Source organism: Bradyrhizobium guangzhouense, from assembly GCF_004114955.1.
Lineage (GTDB): Bacteria > Pseudomonadota > Alphaproteobacteria > Rhizobiales > Xanthobacteraceae > Bradyrhizobium > Bradyrhizobium guangzhouense.
Window position 1 is genome coordinate 2627904 of sequence record NZ_CP030053.1, and the last position, 14980, is coordinate 2642883.

Consider the following 14980-nt stretch of genomic DNA (forward strand, 5'->3'; position numbering starts at 1 on the left):
CGACAAAACCGCATCGCCCGAAGGAGGCGCTCATGAGCACCCTCAAACCGCTCCAGATCGATGTCGTCTCCGACGTGGTGTGTCCCTGGTGCTATATCGGCAAGCACCGGATCGAGAGCGCGCTCGCGCTCGTGCCCGACGTTCCGGTCAAGCTGAACTTCCGTCCGTTCTTCCTCAATCCCTGGGTGCCGCGCGAGGGCATCAGCCGTGAGGATTACCTCACCACCAAGTTCGGCTCGGTCGAGGCCTATAAGAGCATTGCCGGCCGCGTCGTTACGGCGGCAGGCGAGGAGGGGCTCGTCTACAAGCCGGAGCTGGTCGCACGCCAGCCCAACACGACCGATTGCCATCGCCTGATCCTCTGGGCCGAGGCGATCGGCAAGGCGCCCGAGATGAAGCAACGCCTGATGGAGCTGTATTTCCGCGACGGTGGCGATCTCACCGACGTGAACGTGCTGGTGCAGGCGGCCACCGATGTCGGGCTCGATGCCGACGACGTGCGCAAACGCCTGGCCACCGACGAGGACGTCGCGCGTGTGTCGGCCGATGCGCAGGAGGCCGCCGACAAGGGCATCTCCGGCGTGCCGACCTATGTCTTCGCCCAGAAATATGCCGTTTCCGGCGCGCAGGATCCGAACCTGCTCGCCCGCGCCATCCGCCAGGTGTCGGCGGAGATCAACGCGCAGGCGGCGGAGTAGCCTCGGTTCGTTTGCGGAGCAGGTGGACTACGCGGCGCGCTGCCGCGCGTGCGTAGCCACGCGTGATGAGCGCCGCGTGAATGAGCGCCACCATCGGGTCGTATCGTCGCAGCGGGATCAGCACATCGCCAATCGCAAGGCGGTCGCGCCAGATCGGGTTGATCATGGGATGGTCGGCGCTCGCGGTGGAATCCGCACTCGCGATGGTGGGATCGGCGCAGAAATGGCGCGTCAGGTCGAGCGTGAGCTGCACGCCCGGTGAATATTTTGCGAAGCGCTCGTCGATGCCGAGCTTGAAGAAGAAGGCGCGATCCTGGTGGCGCAGCACGATGCCGGCTGCCACCGGCGTCGTCCCGGCGCGCAAGCAGACGATCTCGCATTGCGCGGTCTCGGCAAGCGCGGGGACGGCGCGGCGGATGAAGGTCGCATCGCCCGTGTCCTGAAGCAGCGCGGTGCCGCGCTTGCCCTTCCAGCCGCCGGCTTCGAGTTGCAGGAAGGTTTCGAGCGCGGGCTTGATCTCGTCGACCTTGCGCGCGACCTCGAAGCTGATCGCGCCGTGCTCCGCCAGGCGACGACGCTGCCGGCGCAGCTCCTTGAGCTTCTTGGCACCGAGCGCCTCGTGCAGCAGCCTGTCGCCATCCTGCGTCGCATCGAGGCTGGCACGGAGGTGGAAGCCGAGCCCGCGCGGCTTCAGGCCGGCCCGGCCGAGCGCTTCCTTGATCGAGCCCATTGCGGCGCCATCAAGCGCGACGTCCCGCAGAACCAGCGCATGCGCGCCAGCTTCGCGCGCCCGCTGCAGCAGGCGTGCCGTGGCCTCGGCCGACACGTCGCGGTCGATCAGCGGGCTGCACAGCGTGCCATAGGGATGCGCGCTCACCAGTGCGGGCAGGGGGATTTTGAGGGCATGCCAGAGCGAGACCACCGGCATGAGCCCGATCAGTCGCGTCGAGGAGCCTGCGGTTACGGACAGGGCCGAAGCACCGATGCGGCCGCGCGCGGTTGCGCTGACGGCGAGCTCCCAGGCGGGCAGATAATAGCCGTTCGGCTCGACCGCCCGCTGCGCCAGCGCGCGCCATTGGCCAGGCTCGATCGCTTCCAGCGGGACGAGCGCGGGCGTTGCATCCTTTGCCGATGCCGGATTGATCGCAGCCTGGTGCGCGATGTCGACCACGTCCCGTCGTCCCCGTTCACGCCGACATCAGCCGGCGTTACGCCGTCATGCTTAGCGCAAAGATTGGAAGATACCGTTGGGATGCGCGTTCAATTCGAGCGGTAGTGTTAACCGTTCGTTGACCACAGGCGGCCCGGCTCGGAGTGCAGCAAGGAGAAGGCGATACCCATGAACATGCTATAGGCGAGCACCATCGCGAGAGAGAACGCTGCGGGAAGTACGCCGAGCTCCAGGCGCGCTGCGAATGGTCCTCTTCCCAGAATCGGAAAGTAGAGCAATCCCATCGCGATCCAGCCAATTATGCCGAAGACGAATCCCTTCACGATCGCGTTATGGCCAGGCAGCAGGTGGTAGGTGGACCGGAAAAGGATGCCGAGCACGAAAGTGCCATTAACGAAGGACATGGCCCAGGGCACGGTCGGGTGGACCGCGCCGCCGAGCCAATCGCTCAGGCCATGCTGAAGGTCCCGGTAGGGGTGAAAAGTCGGAAGCCATTGCATCCAGCGCTTCAAGAACATGACGGTGCTGTGGGCGGCGTTGCCACACAGGCCGGCCGCGATGGATTTCCAGACCTTATGGGCTTCTATCTGATGCATCGCCCTTTCGCTGGGTCCATCATCGATCGGCCGGTATAAAATGGTCGCGGGCGGTCACCGTCTGTCCGCTCGCAACATCGGTCGACCCGATCTCGACATCGACAGCCGACTTCGGCAATTGCGCTGGAGGAACCTGCACCGACATCCTGATCTCTCGGGTCTGGTCCTGCCCGACCTCGACGATCAGCCGGCCGTCCGGCTGGCGCTCGATGCCGGCGATGCGCGCCGTCGCATCCGGCAAACCCGAGACCTCGATCGCGAATGATCGCGCCATGCCTTTGTTGAGGATGCGAACGGTATAGTCGTTGCGTACCCCACCGTCGGCGAGCTGTACAAACAGCGGATTGCGCTCGTGCAGGACATTGATGCTCATCGTGCTGCGTGTCGCGAGAGCATAGAGCATGACGCTGCCGACGACGGCGATGGCCGCGGCATAAATCACCGTGCGCGCGCGGATCAGGCGGTAGATCGGCGCCTTGCCGTCGCGGCGGCGCTGCATGTTGATGTCGGTGTCGTAGCCGATCAGGCCGGCGGGCCGGCCGATCTCGCGCATGACGTTGTCGCAGGCGTCGATGCACAGGCCGCACTGGATGCAGCCGAGCTGGATGCCGTGGCGGATGTCGACGCCGGTCGGGCAGACATTGATGCATTGGTGGCAGTCGACGCAGTCGCCGGCAAGATCGCCATGGGCGCGGACGGCTTCGGCCTTCTTCACCGACATGCGTGGTTCGCCGCGGTCCCGACGATAGGTGACGTTGAGCGCCCACTCGTCGGTCAGCGCCGCCTGGATGCGCGGCCAGGGGCACATGTAGATGCAGACCTGCTCGCGGGCGTGGCCGGCGAAGAGGTAGGTCGTTGCGGTCAGGATGCCGATCCAGAGATAGGCGATAATGGGAGCCTGGAAGGTGGCGAGATCCTTCACCAGTGTCGGAGCGTCTGCGAAATACAGAACCCACGCGCCGCCGGTCCACCAGGCGATCATGATCCAGAGAAAGTGCTTCAGCGCGACCTTGCGGACGTGATCGAACGTCCAGTAGCGCTTGTCGCCCTGCATGCGCTCGCGCCGGTCGCCCTCGACCCAGCGTTCGACGGCGTAGAACAAGTCGGTCCACACCGTCTGCGGGCACATGTAGCCACACCACAGCCGGCCGGCGACCGCATTCATCAGGAACAGCGTCATCGCCGCGATGATGAGGAGGCCGGTGAAATAATACACCTCCTGCGGCCACAACTCGATGAAGAAGAAATAGAAGCGGCGATGCGGAAGGTCGATCAGCACGGCCTGGTCGGGCAGGCCGGGCCCGCGATTCCAGCGCACGAAGGGCAGCAAGTAGTAGGTTCCGAGCGTGACGCAGAGGATCGCCCATTTGATGCGGCGGAACCGGCCGTGCACAGACTGTGGATACACCTTCTTGCGCTTCTCGTAGAGAGGCCCCTCGATGAAGGTATCGTCAGTCATGGCAAATTCCCCCGCATCACAACCGGCCATCCGCACGTTCAGGAAAACGCGCAGCCGCTGCTCAGCCCCAGCTTCTTGAATACGATGGCTGCCGGGCAGAAGCCCGTGAACGAGGCCTGCAACATGTTCAGCCCCGCGAAGGCCGTCAGCAGGTACCAATACGCATTGACATAGGTGCCCAGTGCAAGCCCCAGCAGGACGACGAATCCAGCGAAGGCGAGAACGGCTCGATCGACATTCATGGCATGCTCCTTTTCAAATAAGGTCTCGTTACGAACGGGTCAGACCGGCTTCGGTCCAGGCGACGATGCTTCGCGCGTCCATCGCTCCGGCCTGGCGGGCGATCTCGCGGCCTCCGTCCATCAGCAGCAGAGTCGGAATGCCGCTGATGTTGAGGCGCGACGACAGCGCGGGCGCGTTGTCCGAATTGAGCTTCAATAGCCGGACCTTCGGCTCCAGTTGCTGTGCGGCGCGCTCGAACATGGGCGCCATGGCGCGGCATGGGCCGCACCATGGCGCCCATACATCGACGAGCACGGGAATGTCGTTGTTGGCGACGTGGCGGCCGAAGGCTTCTTCGTCCACCTCGATCGGATGACCGGTGAACATCGGCTGATGGCAGGCGCCGCAGCGCGCGCCCTGCGGCGCGCGGTCGGCAGGCAGGCGGTTGATGCGCCCGCAACTTCCACAGACGATCTGGCGTGTCGTGCTCATGTGCCCGTTTTGACCTCCTTGAGCTTTGAGATGTTGAGCTTGTCGAGGACGAAGCGCTCGTAGAACGGTTCGCTCTCGCCACGCCGCATCTTGCGCAGGAAATACTTTTCGAAGGCGACCTTGGCGTAATGCACCCATTCACCCTTGGACGACCAGTTGACATTGCGCGGGGGGATCTGGGGCTGCGCCAGGAAGGCGACGCCGGAATCGCCGAAGTCGGCGAGACAGATCGCGTTCCAGGTCGGCACCGAGGTCGGATTCTTGCCACGCAGCAGGGCACCGATGTTCATCGCGGTAGCCGTCACCATGGATTCGATCATGAAGCCGGTCTTGGGCACGCCGACCGGCACCGGGGTTGCGCCGACCGGTGCGATCGCCACGCAGACACCGACGGCGAAGATGTTGGAGAAGGTCGGGTTGCGCTGATGCTTGTCGACGATGACGAAGCCGCGAGGGTTGGTCAGCTTCTCGATGCCGCGCACTGCTTCGACGCCGCGAAAGGCGGGCAGCATCATTGAATAGGCGAAGGGTAGCTCGTGTGCCTTGCGGGACGTGCCGTCGTCGGCAAACTCCTCTACCGACATGACGCCCTCGTCGATACGATCGACGCGGGCATTTGTGATCCACTTGATATGCTTCTCGCGCAATTCACTTTCGAGAAGGCCCTTGGTGTCGCCAACGCCGTCCAGTCCGAGGTGACCGATATAGGGTTCGGAGGTGACGAAGGTCATCGGTACCCTGTCGCGCAGTTTTCGTCTGCGCAGCTCGGTTTCCAGGATGAAGAGGAATTCGTAGGCCGGCCCGAAGCAGGACGCGCCCTGAACCGCGCCGATCACCACCGGCCCAGGGTTCGCGGCAAGCTTCTCGAAGGCTTCGCGGGCGCGGGCAGCATGGTCGACGTGGCAGATCGACTGGGTATGACCCTGAGGCCCAAGGCCCGGAATTTCGTCGAACGCGAACTCAGGCCCGGTCGCGACGACCAGATAGTCATAGTTGATCGACGTGCCGTCGCCGAGCTCGACCCGGTTCTCGGTTGGGTGGACACGCTTTGCACCCTGCGTCAAAAGCTGCACGCCCTTGCGTTTCATGATATCCGCAAGATCGATCTCGATCTCGTCGCGCTTGCGCCAGCCGACCGCGACCCAGGGATTGGATGGGACGAAGTGATAGACCGCGCCTTGTGCGACGACGCTGAGACGATCGTCCGGTCTCAGCTGCGGTAGCAGTTCATAGGCCATGAGCGTTCCGCTCAGGCCGGCTCCGATTACGACAACTTCCGCCATGGCTACCTCCGTTGGATCAGGGCTGCCTCGCCGGTTCAGTTCCGGCCGTCACGCAGCTCTTGACGATATATTCGTAACTTCGTATATACGCAAGTATGAAAGTTGATGCTGAAGTGATGGAACGTGCCGCCGATCAGGCGAGCGAATTGTTGAAGGCGCTCGCCAACCGGCACCGCCTGCTGATCATCTGCCAGTTGATCGACGGCGAGCGGTCGGTCGGCGAACTCGCCGAATTCCTGAACCTGCGGGATTCCACCGTCTCCCAGCATCTTGCGCTCCTTCGCAAGGACGGTCTGGTGTCTGCCAGACGTGAGGCGCAGACGATCTTCTATTCGATCGCGAGCGAGCCGGCCCGCGAAGTGCTGAAGACCCTCTACGAAGCGTTCTGTGCGCCGAAATCGGCCAGGACTAGGTAGAGCCTAGGAACGATTGGACGGGAACGCCTTGAGCGAGATCAACGCGTCGGAGCCTGACGCGGATGAATGTTCGCTGCGGCGTGGCGATGCTTAGATGATGACACGGAATTGTCCCATGCAACGGTTGGCGAGATGCTTGAGCGTGCTGGCCGCCTTCGCGGCGATCGGCCTGTCTGCAAGACCAGTCACGGCGGCCGAAACCTTCGTCGTCGCGCCGCAATCCATCGCTGATGAAAAGGCCGTGTTCGCCACGGTCGAAAGCATCAGCGTGGTGCCGGCGCGCGGACGAATCGGCGGCACGGTGGCTCAGCTCAAGGTCAGGGAGGGCGATCGCGTTGCCGCCGGTCAGGTGATTGCAACCATCGGCGACGAAAAACTGGTCCTCCAGATGAAGTCTCTCGACGCGCAGATCGAAGCCCTTCAGGCGCAGGCGAACCAGGCGCAGCTCGACTTCACCCGGACCGAGGGACTGGTCGAGCGCGGCATTCTGCCCCGGGTCAAGCTCGACGAGCAGCGCACCGCGTTGAACGTTGCCGACAACGGCCTGCGCGCCAAGACCGCCGAGCGTGCGGTGATCAACGAGCAACTCAACCAGGGCCAAGTACTCGCGCCGGCGGACGGACGAGTGCTGAAGCGGCTGATCACCATAGGGTCAGTGGTGCTCGCGGGCGATCCCATCGTCACGGTCGCTCAACAGGATTTCAAGCTGCGGCTTCGCGTGCCGGAACGGCATGCACGGTTCCTCAAGGCGGGCGACAAGATTCGCATCGACGGTGCGGAATCCGTCGGAGAAGCTGCCAAGTCGGGCGTCATCGATCTCGTCTACCCTCAGATCGAGGAGGGACGCGTGATTGCGGATGCGACCGTCGAAGGGCTCGGGGAATATTTCGTCGGTGACAGGCTGCGGGTGTGGATTTCCGGCGGCGCAAGAACCGCCTTCGTCGTTCCGGAAAGCTACGTGACCACCAGGTTCGGTATCGATTACGTCAGGCTCCAGAAGGACAGCCGGACCATCGACGTACCGGTGCAGCGTGGCCGCGAATTGCCGACCCCGGCACTGCCCGATGGACTCGAGATCCTGTCCGGCGTTTCAGCCGGCGACCAGCTGGTGCGGCCGTGAATCTTGGGCTGTCGGGGCGGCTCACCAGGGCGACGATCGCATCGCCACTTACGCCATTGTTTCTGCTCGCGGCGCTCGTCGTCGGCCTGATCGCGGTCGTCATGATACCGCGCGAGGAGGAGCCGCAGATCAGCGTTCCCATGGTCGACATTCGCGTCAATGCGGACGGGCTGCGCGGACCGGATGCGGTTGAGCTCGTCACCAAGCCGCTGGAGTCGATCGTCAAGGGCATCGACGGGGTCGAACACGTCTATAGCCAGACCGAGGACGACCGCGTGATGGTTACCGCGCGATTTCTGGTCGGCACCAAGTTCGAGGACGCGATCCTGCGGGTGCACGAGAAGATCCGCGCCAATCTCGATCGGATCCCCATTGGTATTTCCGAGCCGCTGATCGTCGGCCGCGGAATCAACGACGTCGCGGTGACCGTGCTGACGCTATCGCCGAAGCCGGAGGCTGCAGCGCGCTGGACCGACCGGGATCTTCACCAGCTAGCCGAAAAGCTGCGCGCGGAGCTTATGAAGGTCGACAATGTCGGACTGACCTACATTTCGGGGGGCGCCCCGCAGCAGATTCGGGTCGAGCCTGATCCGGAGAAACTGTCGCTGTTCGGGATCACGCTGCAGCAGCTCGTCGCCAAGGTGAAGGATGCCAATCGTTCCTTCCTGGCCGGCCAGGTTCGCGATGCCGGCACCGTACGTAACGTCGCGGCCGGCCAGACGCTGTCGGGCATTCCAGACATCGGACTACTACTCATCACGACCCGCGACGGCCGGCCGGTCTACGTCAAGGACGTCGCCGCCGTGATCGTCGGCCCGAGCACCGTCGAGCACCGGGTCTGGAGCGATGCGCGTGACTCGAACGGGCAGTGGGCGCGCGCGCCGGCAGTCAGCCTCGCGCTTGCGAAGCGCGCCGGCGCGAATGCCGTGGTGGTGTCGGAGGATATTGCCAAGCGTCTCAATGACCTGAAAACACGTCTGATCCCCGACGACGTTCAGGTGACGGTGACCCGCGATTATGGTGAAACCGCCAACGAGAAGGCCAACGAGCTGCTGTTCCATCTCGGGCTTGCGACGATCTCGATCGTCGTGCTGATCGCGATCGCGATCGGCTGGCGCGAGGCGCTGGTGACGCTCGTCGTCATTCCCACGACGATCCTCCTGACGATGTTTGCCGCCAATTTAATGGGCTATACCATCAACCGCGTCAGCCTGTTCGCATTGATCTTCTCGATCGGCATCCTGGTCGATGATGCCATCGTCGTCGTTGAGAACATAGCGCGGCATTGGGGCATGCGCGATGGTCGGTCGCGGCTGCAAGCCACCATCGAGGCGGTCGCCGAGGTCGGCAATCCCACCATCGTCGCGACGCTGACCGTGGTTGCAGCCCTGTTGCCGATGCTGTTCGTATCGGGCCTGATGGGCCCCTACATGGCACCGATTCCGGCCAATGCCTCGGCTGCGATGCTGTTCTCGTTCTTCGTCGCCATGGTGGTCGCACCATGGCTGATGTTGAAGCTGGCGCCGAAGGGCGAGACGTCGCCTGCGCATGCCGCGCATGACGAGGGCCGCCTGGGGCGACTTTACCGCCGCTTTGCCACTCCGATCGTCCGCAGCAAGCGCTCGGCCTGGATTTTCCTGCTTGGCGTCGGCGTCGCGACGCTGTTGTCAATGACGCTGTTTGCGACCAAGTCGGTGACGGTCAAGCTGCTGCCGTTCGACAACAAGTCCGAGATCGCGGTCGTCGTCGATCTGCCGGAAGGGGCGAGTCTGGAGGCGACCGAGCGCACGCTGTTCGGCGTCGCCGAGACCGCGCGGCAATTGCCTGAGGTCACCTCGTTGCAATCCTACGCCGGCACACCGGCGCCCTTCAATTTCAACGGCCTTGTACGGCACTATTATCTGCGAGAAAGACCTGAACTCGGCGAGGTCCAGGTCAATCTGGCGGCCCGCGGTGAGCGCAAGCGCGCCAGCCACGAGATCGCACTCGAGCTGCGCGAGAAGCTGAAGGCGCTCGATCCGCCCACGGGAACCAGCATCAAAGTGGTCGAGGTGCCGCCCGGACCGCCGGTGCTTTCGACGCTGCTGGCCGAGGTTTACGGACCCGATGCGGCGACGCGCCGCGCCGTCACGGCCGAGCTCAAGAAGGTTTTCGCGGAAGTGCCGTTCATCGTCGATGTCGACGATTCCATTGGCGAGAAGCGACCACGGCTGCGACTCTCGATCGATCAGGACCGGCTTGAATTCTTTGGCGTCGAGCAGCGCGACGTCTATGACACGATCCAGACCTTGTTCGGCGGCACCTCAATCGGCTACTCGCATCGCGGTGAGGATCGCAATCCGATCGAGATTGCGGTGCATCTCGGCAAGCGCGACCTGGTCTGGGACGAGGCACTCGCCTCCACGCCCGTGCCGGCCAATACGCTGCCCGGCAGCAAGACAGTGGTTGAACTCGGTCAGGTCGTGAAGGCGACCATGGAGGAGGGATCACCGACGATTTTTCGCCGCGATGGACGTTTCGCCGACATGGTGATGGCGGAGCTCGCCGGCCGCTTCGAGGCGCCGCTCTACGGCATGCTGGCGGTCGCGGACCGGGTCGATGCCCATGATTGGGGCAAGCTGCCGAAGCCCGTGATCAGCCTGCATGGCCAGCCGACGGATGAATCGCATCCCACGCTGTTGTGGGACGGTGAATGGGAGATCACCTGGGTGACCTTCCGCGACATGGGAGCTGCCTTCGGCGCTGCCATCCTGGGCATCTACGTGCTTGTCGTCGCCCAGTTCGGAAGCTTCCGCCTGCCGCTCGTGATCCTGACGCCGATTCCATTGACGCTGATCGGCATTCTCGTCGGGCATTGGTTGCTTGGTGCCCCGTTTACTGCCACCTCGATGATCGGTTTCATCGCACTTGCCGGCATCATCGTTCGCAACTCGATCCTGCTCGTCGATTTCATCCGCCACAGTGGCGCCGAGGGCAAGTCGTTGCGCGACGTCGTGCTTGAGGCCGGCGCCGTTCGCTTCAAGCCGATCCTGCTGACCGCGCTTGCCGCCATGATCGGCGCCGCGACCATTCTGCTTGATCCGATCTTCCAGGGGCTGGCGATCTCGCTTCTGTTCGGCCTCGCGTCCTCGACGCTACTCACCGTGCTCGTCATTCCGGCGATCTACATCGCCTTGCGCACGCCGCGCGAGGTGGCTTCCACCCCGATCAAGCCCAGTTAGCGAGGGTCCGATGGACAAGAACTACGTCGATATCACCAGAAACATCTCGGCCAATTTGAAGAAGCTGCGCAACGACATTCCGGACACGATGAAGGGATTTGCCGCGCTCGCCCAGGCCGCGACGCGTGACGGAGCGCTGGACAAGAAGACCAAGGAGCTGATTGCGCTCGCGCTCGGCGTTGCCGCGCATTGCGACGGGTGCATCGGCTTTCATATCGAAGCGCTGGTCAAGCTGGCTGCGACACGCGAAGAAGTCGAGGAAGCGCTTGGTATGGCCGTCTATATGGGTGGCGGGCCGTCGCTGATGTACGCCGCTGACGCGATCGCGGCGTATGAACAGTTCCAGCAGCAAGCGGTCGCTGCCTGATCCGATCGGGTGTCAAGTCGAGCGAACAGGACCGGGCGCAGTCTCTCGTCCGGTCCCGTCAGCCCTGTTGTGCTACTTACCAGCGGTCGTCGCCGACTCCGACGCCCACGCTGACACCAGGCGCGCGAATGCCGACGCCGGCGTGCGGGCCGTCATCCCAATCGCGGTAGGTGTGGCGCTCGTAATAGCGTTGCCTCGGCATGCGGGCGTAGGAATCGCGTACGATCACGCGTGCGCCGCCATGGGTGCGGTAGCAATTGCCGGCGTCATCGCAGACGAGCCGGACCTCCTGAATGAGATCCGGGCTGGTGTAGTCGCTGGTCGTGTAGAAATCCGCAGCCTTCGCCCCGCTCCCTGCCGTGAGCGCGCCGACACCAGCCAGCAGTGCAATCGTTAACGTCCTCATCCTGTCCTCCTCCGAAGCTGCCCTCGGCGGTAACAAGAATGAGAGGCCGTGATCGTTCCGGCTGAATTACAGGTTTTTCCCGGAACCTGATTGTCGCGCGGCGTGATGTTTCGCTAGATCGGCTCGTACGCTTCCGAGCCGCAGATGTCCTCGGCTTCCGCGCGCCGCCGGTCGATGATCTTCCCGCCCGATATCGTGACGATGTAGGTCTGGGTGCCCAGTGCCGAGCCAGTGGCGGAGGTGAGTTGTGCGCGCACGCAGGCAGTCCACCCCGATCCGCGGACCTCGTGATGAGGCAGGGCGACCTGCACATCGTGCGGATAGGATGTGTTGAGAAAGACCACATCAATCTGCTCGCGGACCACGCGCTTGACATCCGGCGGCGGCTCGGGCGGTGGCTGTTCGGCTTCTTTGATGCGCATGAACTCGGGCACCGGCGCGCGGCTGTCGGCAAAGCCGCACGCACCGAGCGCGAGGACGCAGGCAAGCAGCGCCACATGAGCAACAATCCGCAACATTCGTGAAGGTCCCCCTGCGGGCCAACAGATAGGCGCGAATTCGACGTGACGAAGTCCTGCTCGATCAACATTTGCTGAAGGACTGGCGCGCGCCGTCTTTGCTATTAACGCACTGCCGCTAGTTTGTACCCCGGATAAGGGGGATCGCGCCAATGAAGATGTTGATCCCCCTGACTGCGGTGTTGGGGCTGACGGTTGCTTCGGCGCAGGCGCAGATGGGCGGCGGCCGGCGCCATCCCGACGAAAGCGGCCCTTGGAGCGGGGCACGTCAAAACGAGCCTCCCAAGAAACCAAAATTGTGAAGCGGGTGGTGGCGGGGCGGCTGCGAATTCGGCTGGGCCTCGTCCTGCTGCTTGCGGTGCGGCCATGCCTCGCCTGGGAGAGCCGGGGCGGCGATCCCGGCGTTCACGCTTTTCACCCCTGCGCAAGATCACGTCCGACAATGTCGGCCAACTCGTCCGCGCCTTCGAATTGCACACCGGTGATGTCGCTGTGCGTCCGCCGAACGTCACGCGGCAAACCAAGTTCGAGGCGTTCGGGCTGCTCTGCAACAAGCCACCGTGGGGAGAGATGGTCGCGGCCGAGCTGAAAGCCGCAAGATTGTCTGCCCGATGAACGTGATGCTCGCGTGCGTATCGTGCGAACGGTCGTTCACACCGTGCGCGCTATTGCACGAAGGCGAGGCCGACGCGCCTGTCGTTTCGCCAAACCGCGCGGCAATCGCGCACGAAGTTGTCGCATGAAATCGACAGCGTGAACGAATGCGGCAATAAACCAGGGTTTTCAAGGTCGATCGCGGCGCCGCTGTCCGAGATGTTGCGCACCGTGCAAGCCACTCCGCGGCCTTCAAAGGTGACCGTACCACCCTTGAAAACCCGATGACGCTGCGTTGCACGCTTCTCGATCATCCGCGTTGGTCCATCGTGACGATTGTGAAATAGCGCATACAAATTGCGTTGATCTAAACTCAATACTGGCGCTACTTGCGCAGCGCTTAAGATTTCGTTTACGACGTTGAGGCGGCGAGTTACTCCGCCGCGTTTACCCTGCAAGCCTTTCTTTTATGGCGTTACGCGCCGATGGAGATTCCGATGAAGACCACGCTTTCGCTTTTGTTCGCCGCAGCGCTCTCGCTGACATCGATGCCCGCCCACGCCGTCAAGTGGGATCTCTCGACCATGACCTGCAAGCAGTTCCTCGAGAGCGGCGAGGACAACATAGCGGTCGTGCTGACCTGGATGGACGGCTGGTACAAGGGCGACGAGGACAACGCGATCATCGACACCGAAGTGTTCATCGAGAACGCCAAGAAGTTCGGTGCCTATTGCGCAAAGAATCCGACCGTCAGCGTCGTCACCGCGGCCGACGAAATTCTCGGCAAGTAGGTCTTGAAGTAGTCTTGAAGCGAGTTGGGCGAGGCGTGATTGCGATCGCGCCTCGGCCTCTCGCTTCGACATCACGGTCATCGAGAGCCGCGATGCGCTTTGCGCTCACGCGGCCCTCTTCGTCTCAGACGATGCTCAGCCCGGCAGCATCGCGAACGCGCTCGACACCATCGCGACCTGCTTGTTGTCGGTGGCCGAGAGCAGGGTGACGCGGCCGAAGCTCATGGTGCGTCCGAGCCGTACCACGCGCGCGTCCGCCAGCACGTCCGACGAGGCGACCGCGCGCATGAAATGCGTGGTCTGGTCCACCGTCGTCATCGGACGATAGCCTCTGTTGGCGGCGAGATTCGCAATCACCATCGCGGTGTCGGCCAGCGCCATCAAGGCCTGGCCGCAGACAACGCCGCCGTTGCGGCACAGCTTCTCCGAGAACGGCATGCGGAGCAGCGCGCCGGGCTGCCAGTCCGGCGCATCGGCTGGCGGCGTGTACTCGATGCGCTCGACGGAGAGGTTGAGATCCTGGACCCAGGGCGCAAAGACCTCGCCGAGGATGCGTCTGGCCTCGGCGATGCCGAACTCGACTTCTGGCTGTGATGGCATTGCGCTCGTTCCCTCCTGTGTTGCCGAATGTTTCGCCCACTCTGCCCGCTTGGGCGCGGTAAAGTCACTGCTGCGGTCGGCTTGAAAATGCCTGACTTCGCCCGATATGATGCCATGCTTGGGAGCGGGTGGACGATGTTGCGTCGATGTGTCCTGATATTCTGCCTGGCCGCGCTGGGTCTGGCGCTGAATGGCTGCACCAAGTGCGGCCCGATCTGGGACGACTGGCTCCACGGGCCGAAATCGTGCAGATCGGATCGGCTCTAGCGGGTTGAAGTGGCGCTCGGCGCCGGCAGGACGGGCAGGGTGTGGTATCCGCCCCCTCTATCCATGAATCAGGGAGTGAGTAATGAAGCTTTTCCGTGTGGTGGCGGTGCTGGCGCTGGTGGCTGGACCAGCCTTCGCTCAGGAGTCGCCCCATATCAACCTGATGGCAGATGGGCCGGGCAAGACCGACGACGAGAAGGCCGCGGATGCCGAGCGCGACAAGGCCTATAAGGAAACGCTGAAGAAGATTCCGGACGCCAAGGCGTCCAACGATCCCTGGGGCGGAATGCGCGCCGACCCGCCGAAGAAGCAGCCCGCGCCGAAGACCTCGGCCGCCACCAGCCCGCCCAAGAAGCCCAAGGCCGGTACGGCCGCCAATTGACCATGGCTCGGCGAGCTGACGCCTCCGGCGGGACTCGCCTTCGCCGGATACGGATCCTACATTCCTTCGCAGTGTTGCGTTGAGGAGGCAGGACATGGCGGACCGCCCGCGGGACCTCGCCGAGCGGATGGCGCGCCGGCGCAAAGCGGTCGCTGGATCGGGCGACCCGGCTGGCGACGGCTATCTGCGCGAGAGCTTCACCCTGCCGCGTGCGGCGGCGCGGGCAAGGGCGCAGGCCTTTTTCGCGCGGTATCCGAAGGCGGGCTATATGAGCGAGGTCGAGACCTGGCGCGAATTGCCTGATGGCGACATCGAATTCACCATGCGGCGGTTGCCCAGCGCGGACTAGTCGTTCCGGTTCCAGCCGATCCGGCCGG

The 14980-nt window shown here is 63.6% G+C and carries 20 protein-coding genes; 10 read left to right on the plus strand and 10 right to left on the minus strand.

Annotation, left to right across the window (positions count from 1 at the left end; translation table 11 throughout):
- Positions 1 to 32: 32 nt before the first annotated feature.
- Complete coding sequence (locus XH91_RS12525) at positions 33 to 698, plus strand: DsbA family oxidoreductase (protein WP_128950888.1); 666 nt, start codon at positions 33 to 35, stop codon at positions 696 to 698.
- Here the strand turns inward: XH91_RS12525 and XH91_RS12530 are convergent.
- From XH91_RS12530 to XH91_RS12555, 6 genes are all read right to left on the minus strand, one after another.
- Positions 676 to 1869, minus strand: coding sequence for a GNAT family N-acetyltransferase (locus XH91_RS12530; protein WP_128950889.1), 1194 nt, complete (start codon positions 1867 to 1869; stop codon positions 676 to 678). The two genes, XH91_RS12525 and XH91_RS12530, sit on opposite strands and share 23 nt — an antisense overlap.
- Before the next feature lie 107 nt (positions 1870 to 1976).
- On the minus strand, positions 1977 to 2465 hold the full coding sequence (locus tag XH91_RS12535) for a DUF6789 family protein (protein WP_128950890.1): 489 nt from the start codon (positions 2463 to 2465) through the stop codon (positions 1977 to 1979).
- A 19-nt stretch (positions 2466 to 2484) separates the two neighbouring features.
- Entirely contained in the window at positions 2485 to 3924 is a 1440-nt protein-coding gene (gene ccoG, locus XH91_RS12540) for a cytochrome c oxidase accessory protein CcoG (protein WP_128950891.1), read from the minus strand.
- A 38-nt stretch (positions 3925 to 3962) separates the two neighbouring features.
- Positions 3963 to 4166 (minus strand): YgaP family membrane protein, encoded by a 204-nt coding sequence (locus tag XH91_RS12545; RefSeq protein WP_128950892.1) that lies wholly within the window; start codon positions 4164 to 4166, stop codon positions 3963 to 3965.
- Positions 4167 to 4194: 28 nt separating this feature from the next.
- Positions 4195 to 4638: a thioredoxin TrxC gene (trxC, locus tag XH91_RS12550; protein WP_128950893.1), complete on the minus strand. Its 444-nt coding sequence runs from the start codon at positions 4636 to 4638 to the stop codon at positions 4195 to 4197.
- Positions 4635 to 5921 (minus strand): NAD(P)/FAD-dependent oxidoreductase, encoded by a 1287-nt coding sequence (locus tag XH91_RS12555; protein WP_128950894.1) that lies wholly within the window; start codon positions 5919 to 5921, stop codon positions 4635 to 4637. The genes trxC and XH91_RS12555 overlap by 4 nt, the downstream gene beginning before the upstream one ends.
- Positions 5922 to 6037: 116 nt before the next feature.
- On the opposite strand from XH91_RS12555, the gene XH91_RS12560 reads away from it, so the two are divergent.
- The 4 genes from XH91_RS12560 to XH91_RS12575 all read left to right on the plus strand — a co-directional run bounded on the left by XH91_RS12560 (position 6038) and on the right by XH91_RS12575 (position 11045).
- Positions 6038 to 6337, plus strand: a complete 300-nt coding sequence (locus XH91_RS12560; protein ID WP_245470739.1) for an ArsR/SmtB family transcription factor — start codon at positions 6038 to 6040, stop codon at positions 6335 to 6337.
- A 94-nt stretch (positions 6338 to 6431) separates the two neighbouring features.
- Positions 6432 to 7457 carry an efflux RND transporter periplasmic adaptor subunit gene (locus tag XH91_RS12565; RefSeq protein WP_430648549.1) on the plus strand — a complete coding sequence of 342 codons (1026 nt, stop codon included), beginning with the start codon at positions 6432 to 6434 and terminating at the stop codon, positions 7455 to 7457.
- Positions 7454 to 10678, plus strand: a complete 3225-nt coding sequence (locus XH91_RS12570) for an efflux RND transporter permease subunit (RefSeq protein WP_128950897.1) — start codon at positions 7454 to 7456, stop codon at positions 10676 to 10678. The genes XH91_RS12565 and XH91_RS12570 overlap by 4 nt, the downstream gene beginning before the upstream one ends.
- 10 nt (positions 10679 to 10688) lie before the next feature.
- A complete protein-coding gene (locus XH91_RS12575) occupies positions 10689 to 11045 on the plus strand; it encodes a carboxymuconolactone decarboxylase family protein (RefSeq protein ID WP_128950898.1) in 357 nt (118 codons plus the stop codon).
- 76 nt (positions 11046 to 11121) lie between these two features.
- On the opposite strand, the gene XH91_RS12580 is transcribed toward XH91_RS12575, so the two are convergent.
- Positions 11122 to 11451: a hypothetical protein gene (locus XH91_RS12580; RefSeq protein ID WP_128950899.1), complete on the minus strand. Its 330-nt coding sequence runs from the start codon at positions 11449 to 11451 to the stop codon at positions 11122 to 11124.
- A 113-nt stretch (positions 11452 to 11564) separates the two neighbouring features.
- Complete coding sequence (locus tag XH91_RS12585; protein ID WP_128950900.1) at positions 11565 to 11969, minus strand: hypothetical protein; 405 nt, start codon at positions 11967 to 11969, stop codon at positions 11565 to 11567.
- A gap of 152 nt (positions 11970 to 12121) precedes the next feature.
- Here XH91_RS12585 and XH91_RS38800 point away from each other — a divergent pair, with 152 nt between their 5' ends.
- Both XH91_RS38800 and XH91_RS12590 read left to right on the plus strand, forming a co-directional pair.
- On the plus strand, positions 12122 to 12271 hold the full coding sequence (locus XH91_RS38800; protein ID WP_164938280.1) for a hypothetical protein: 150 nt from the start codon (positions 12122 to 12124) through the stop codon (positions 12269 to 12271).
- 64 nt (positions 12272 to 12335) lie between these two features.
- Positions 12336 to 12584 (plus strand): hypothetical protein, encoded by a 249-nt coding sequence (locus XH91_RS12590; protein ID WP_245477314.1) that lies wholly within the window; start codon positions 12336 to 12338, stop codon positions 12582 to 12584.
- A 50-nt stretch (positions 12585 to 12634) separates the two neighbouring features.
- On the opposite strand, the gene XH91_RS12595 is transcribed toward XH91_RS12590, so the two are convergent.
- Complete coding sequence (locus tag XH91_RS12595; protein ID WP_128950901.1) at positions 12635 to 12877, minus strand: PilZ domain-containing protein; 243 nt, start codon at positions 12875 to 12877, stop codon at positions 12635 to 12637.
- A gap of 183 nt (positions 12878 to 13060) precedes the next feature.
- Here XH91_RS12595 and XH91_RS12600 point away from each other — a divergent pair, with 183 nt between their 5' ends.
- Positions 13061 to 13354, plus strand: coding sequence for an HdeA family protein (locus XH91_RS12600; RefSeq protein ID WP_164933703.1), 294 nt, complete (start codon positions 13061 to 13063; stop codon positions 13352 to 13354).
- 135 nt (positions 13355 to 13489) lie between these two features.
- On the opposite strand, the gene XH91_RS12605 is transcribed toward XH91_RS12600, so the two are convergent.
- Positions 13490 to 13954, minus strand: a complete 465-nt coding sequence (locus XH91_RS12605) for a PaaI family thioesterase (RefSeq protein ID WP_128950903.1) — start codon at positions 13952 to 13954, stop codon at positions 13490 to 13492.
- A gap of 349 nt (positions 13955 to 14303) precedes the next feature.
- Between XH91_RS12605 and XH91_RS12615 the strand changes: the two genes are divergently transcribed.
- Positions 14304 to 14603, plus strand: coding sequence for a lysozyme inhibitor LprI family protein (locus XH91_RS12615; RefSeq protein ID WP_128950904.1), 300 nt, complete (start codon positions 14304 to 14306; stop codon positions 14601 to 14603).
- Between the two features lie 94 nt (positions 14604 to 14697).
- Entirely contained in the window at positions 14698 to 14952 is a 255-nt protein-coding gene (locus tag XH91_RS12620) for a hypothetical protein (RefSeq protein WP_128950905.1), read from the plus strand.
- Positions 14953 to 14980: the final 28 nt, after the last annotated feature.

Excerpts from the sequence above, each read along its gene's own strand:
- ccoG (WP_128950891.1), bottom strand. The coding sequence starts at position 3,924 with ATGACTGACGATACCTTCATCGAGGGGCCTCTCTACGAGAAGCGCAAG.
- XH91_RS12525 (WP_128950888.1), top strand. The coding sequence starts at position 33 with ATGAGCACCCTCAAACCGCTCCAGATCGATGTCGTCTCCGACGTGGTG.
- XH91_RS12555 (WP_128950894.1), bottom strand. The coding sequence starts at position 5,921 with ATGGCGGAAGTTGTCGTAATCGGAGCCGGCCTGAGCGGAACGCTCATG.
- XH91_RS12565 (WP_430648549.1), top strand. The coding sequence starts at position 6,432 with ATGATGACACGGAATTGTCCCATGCAACGGTTGGCGAGATGCTTGAGC.
- XH91_RS12595 (WP_128950901.1), bottom strand. The coding sequence starts at position 12,877 with ATGATCGAGAAGCGTGCAACGCAGCGTCATCGGGTTTTCAAGGGTGGT.
- XH91_RS12545 (WP_128950892.1), bottom strand. The coding sequence starts at position 4,166 with ATGAATGTCGATCGAGCCGTTCTCGCCTTCGCTGGATTCGTCGTCCTG.
- XH91_RS12575 (WP_128950898.1), top strand. The coding sequence starts at position 10,689 with ATGGACAAGAACTACGTCGATATCACCAGAAACATCTCGGCCAATTTG.
- XH91_RS12585 (WP_128950900.1), bottom strand. The coding sequence starts at position 11,969 with ATGTTGCGGATTGTTGCTCATGTGGCGCTGCTTGCCTGCGTCCTCGCG.
- XH91_RS12615 (WP_128950904.1), top strand. The coding sequence starts at position 14,304 with ATGAAGCTTTTCCGTGTGGTGGCGGTGCTGGCGCTGGTGGCTGGACCA.
- XH91_RS38800 (WP_164938280.1), top strand. The coding sequence starts at position 12,122 with ATGAAGATGTTGATCCCCCTGACTGCGGTGTTGGGGCTGACGGTTGCT.
- XH91_RS12590 (WP_245477314.1), top strand. The coding sequence starts at position 12,336 with ATGCCTCGCCTGGGAGAGCCGGGGCGGCGATCCCGGCGTTCACGCTTT.
- XH91_RS12560 (WP_245470739.1), top strand. The coding sequence starts at position 6,038 with ATGGAACGTGCCGCCGATCAGGCGAGCGAATTGTTGAAGGCGCTCGCC.
- trxC (WP_128950893.1), bottom strand. The coding sequence starts at position 4,638 with ATGAGCACGACACGCCAGATCGTCTGTGGAAGTTGCGGGCGCATCAAC.
- XH91_RS12605 (WP_128950903.1), bottom strand. The coding sequence starts at position 13,954 with ATGCCATCACAGCCAGAAGTCGAGTTCGGCATCGCCGAGGCCAGACGC.
- XH91_RS12600 (WP_164933703.1), top strand. The coding sequence starts at position 13,061 with ATGAAGACCACGCTTTCGCTTTTGTTCGCCGCAGCGCTCTCGCTGACA.
- XH91_RS12580 (WP_128950899.1), bottom strand. The coding sequence starts at position 11,451 with ATGAGGACGTTAACGATTGCACTGCTGGCTGGTGTCGGCGCGCTCACG.
- XH91_RS12535 (WP_128950890.1), bottom strand. The coding sequence starts at position 2,465 with ATGCATCAGATAGAAGCCCATAAGGTCTGGAAATCCATCGCGGCCGGC.
- XH91_RS12620 (WP_128950905.1), top strand. The coding sequence starts at position 14,698 with ATGGCGGACCGCCCGCGGGACCTCGCCGAGCGGATGGCGCGCCGGCGC.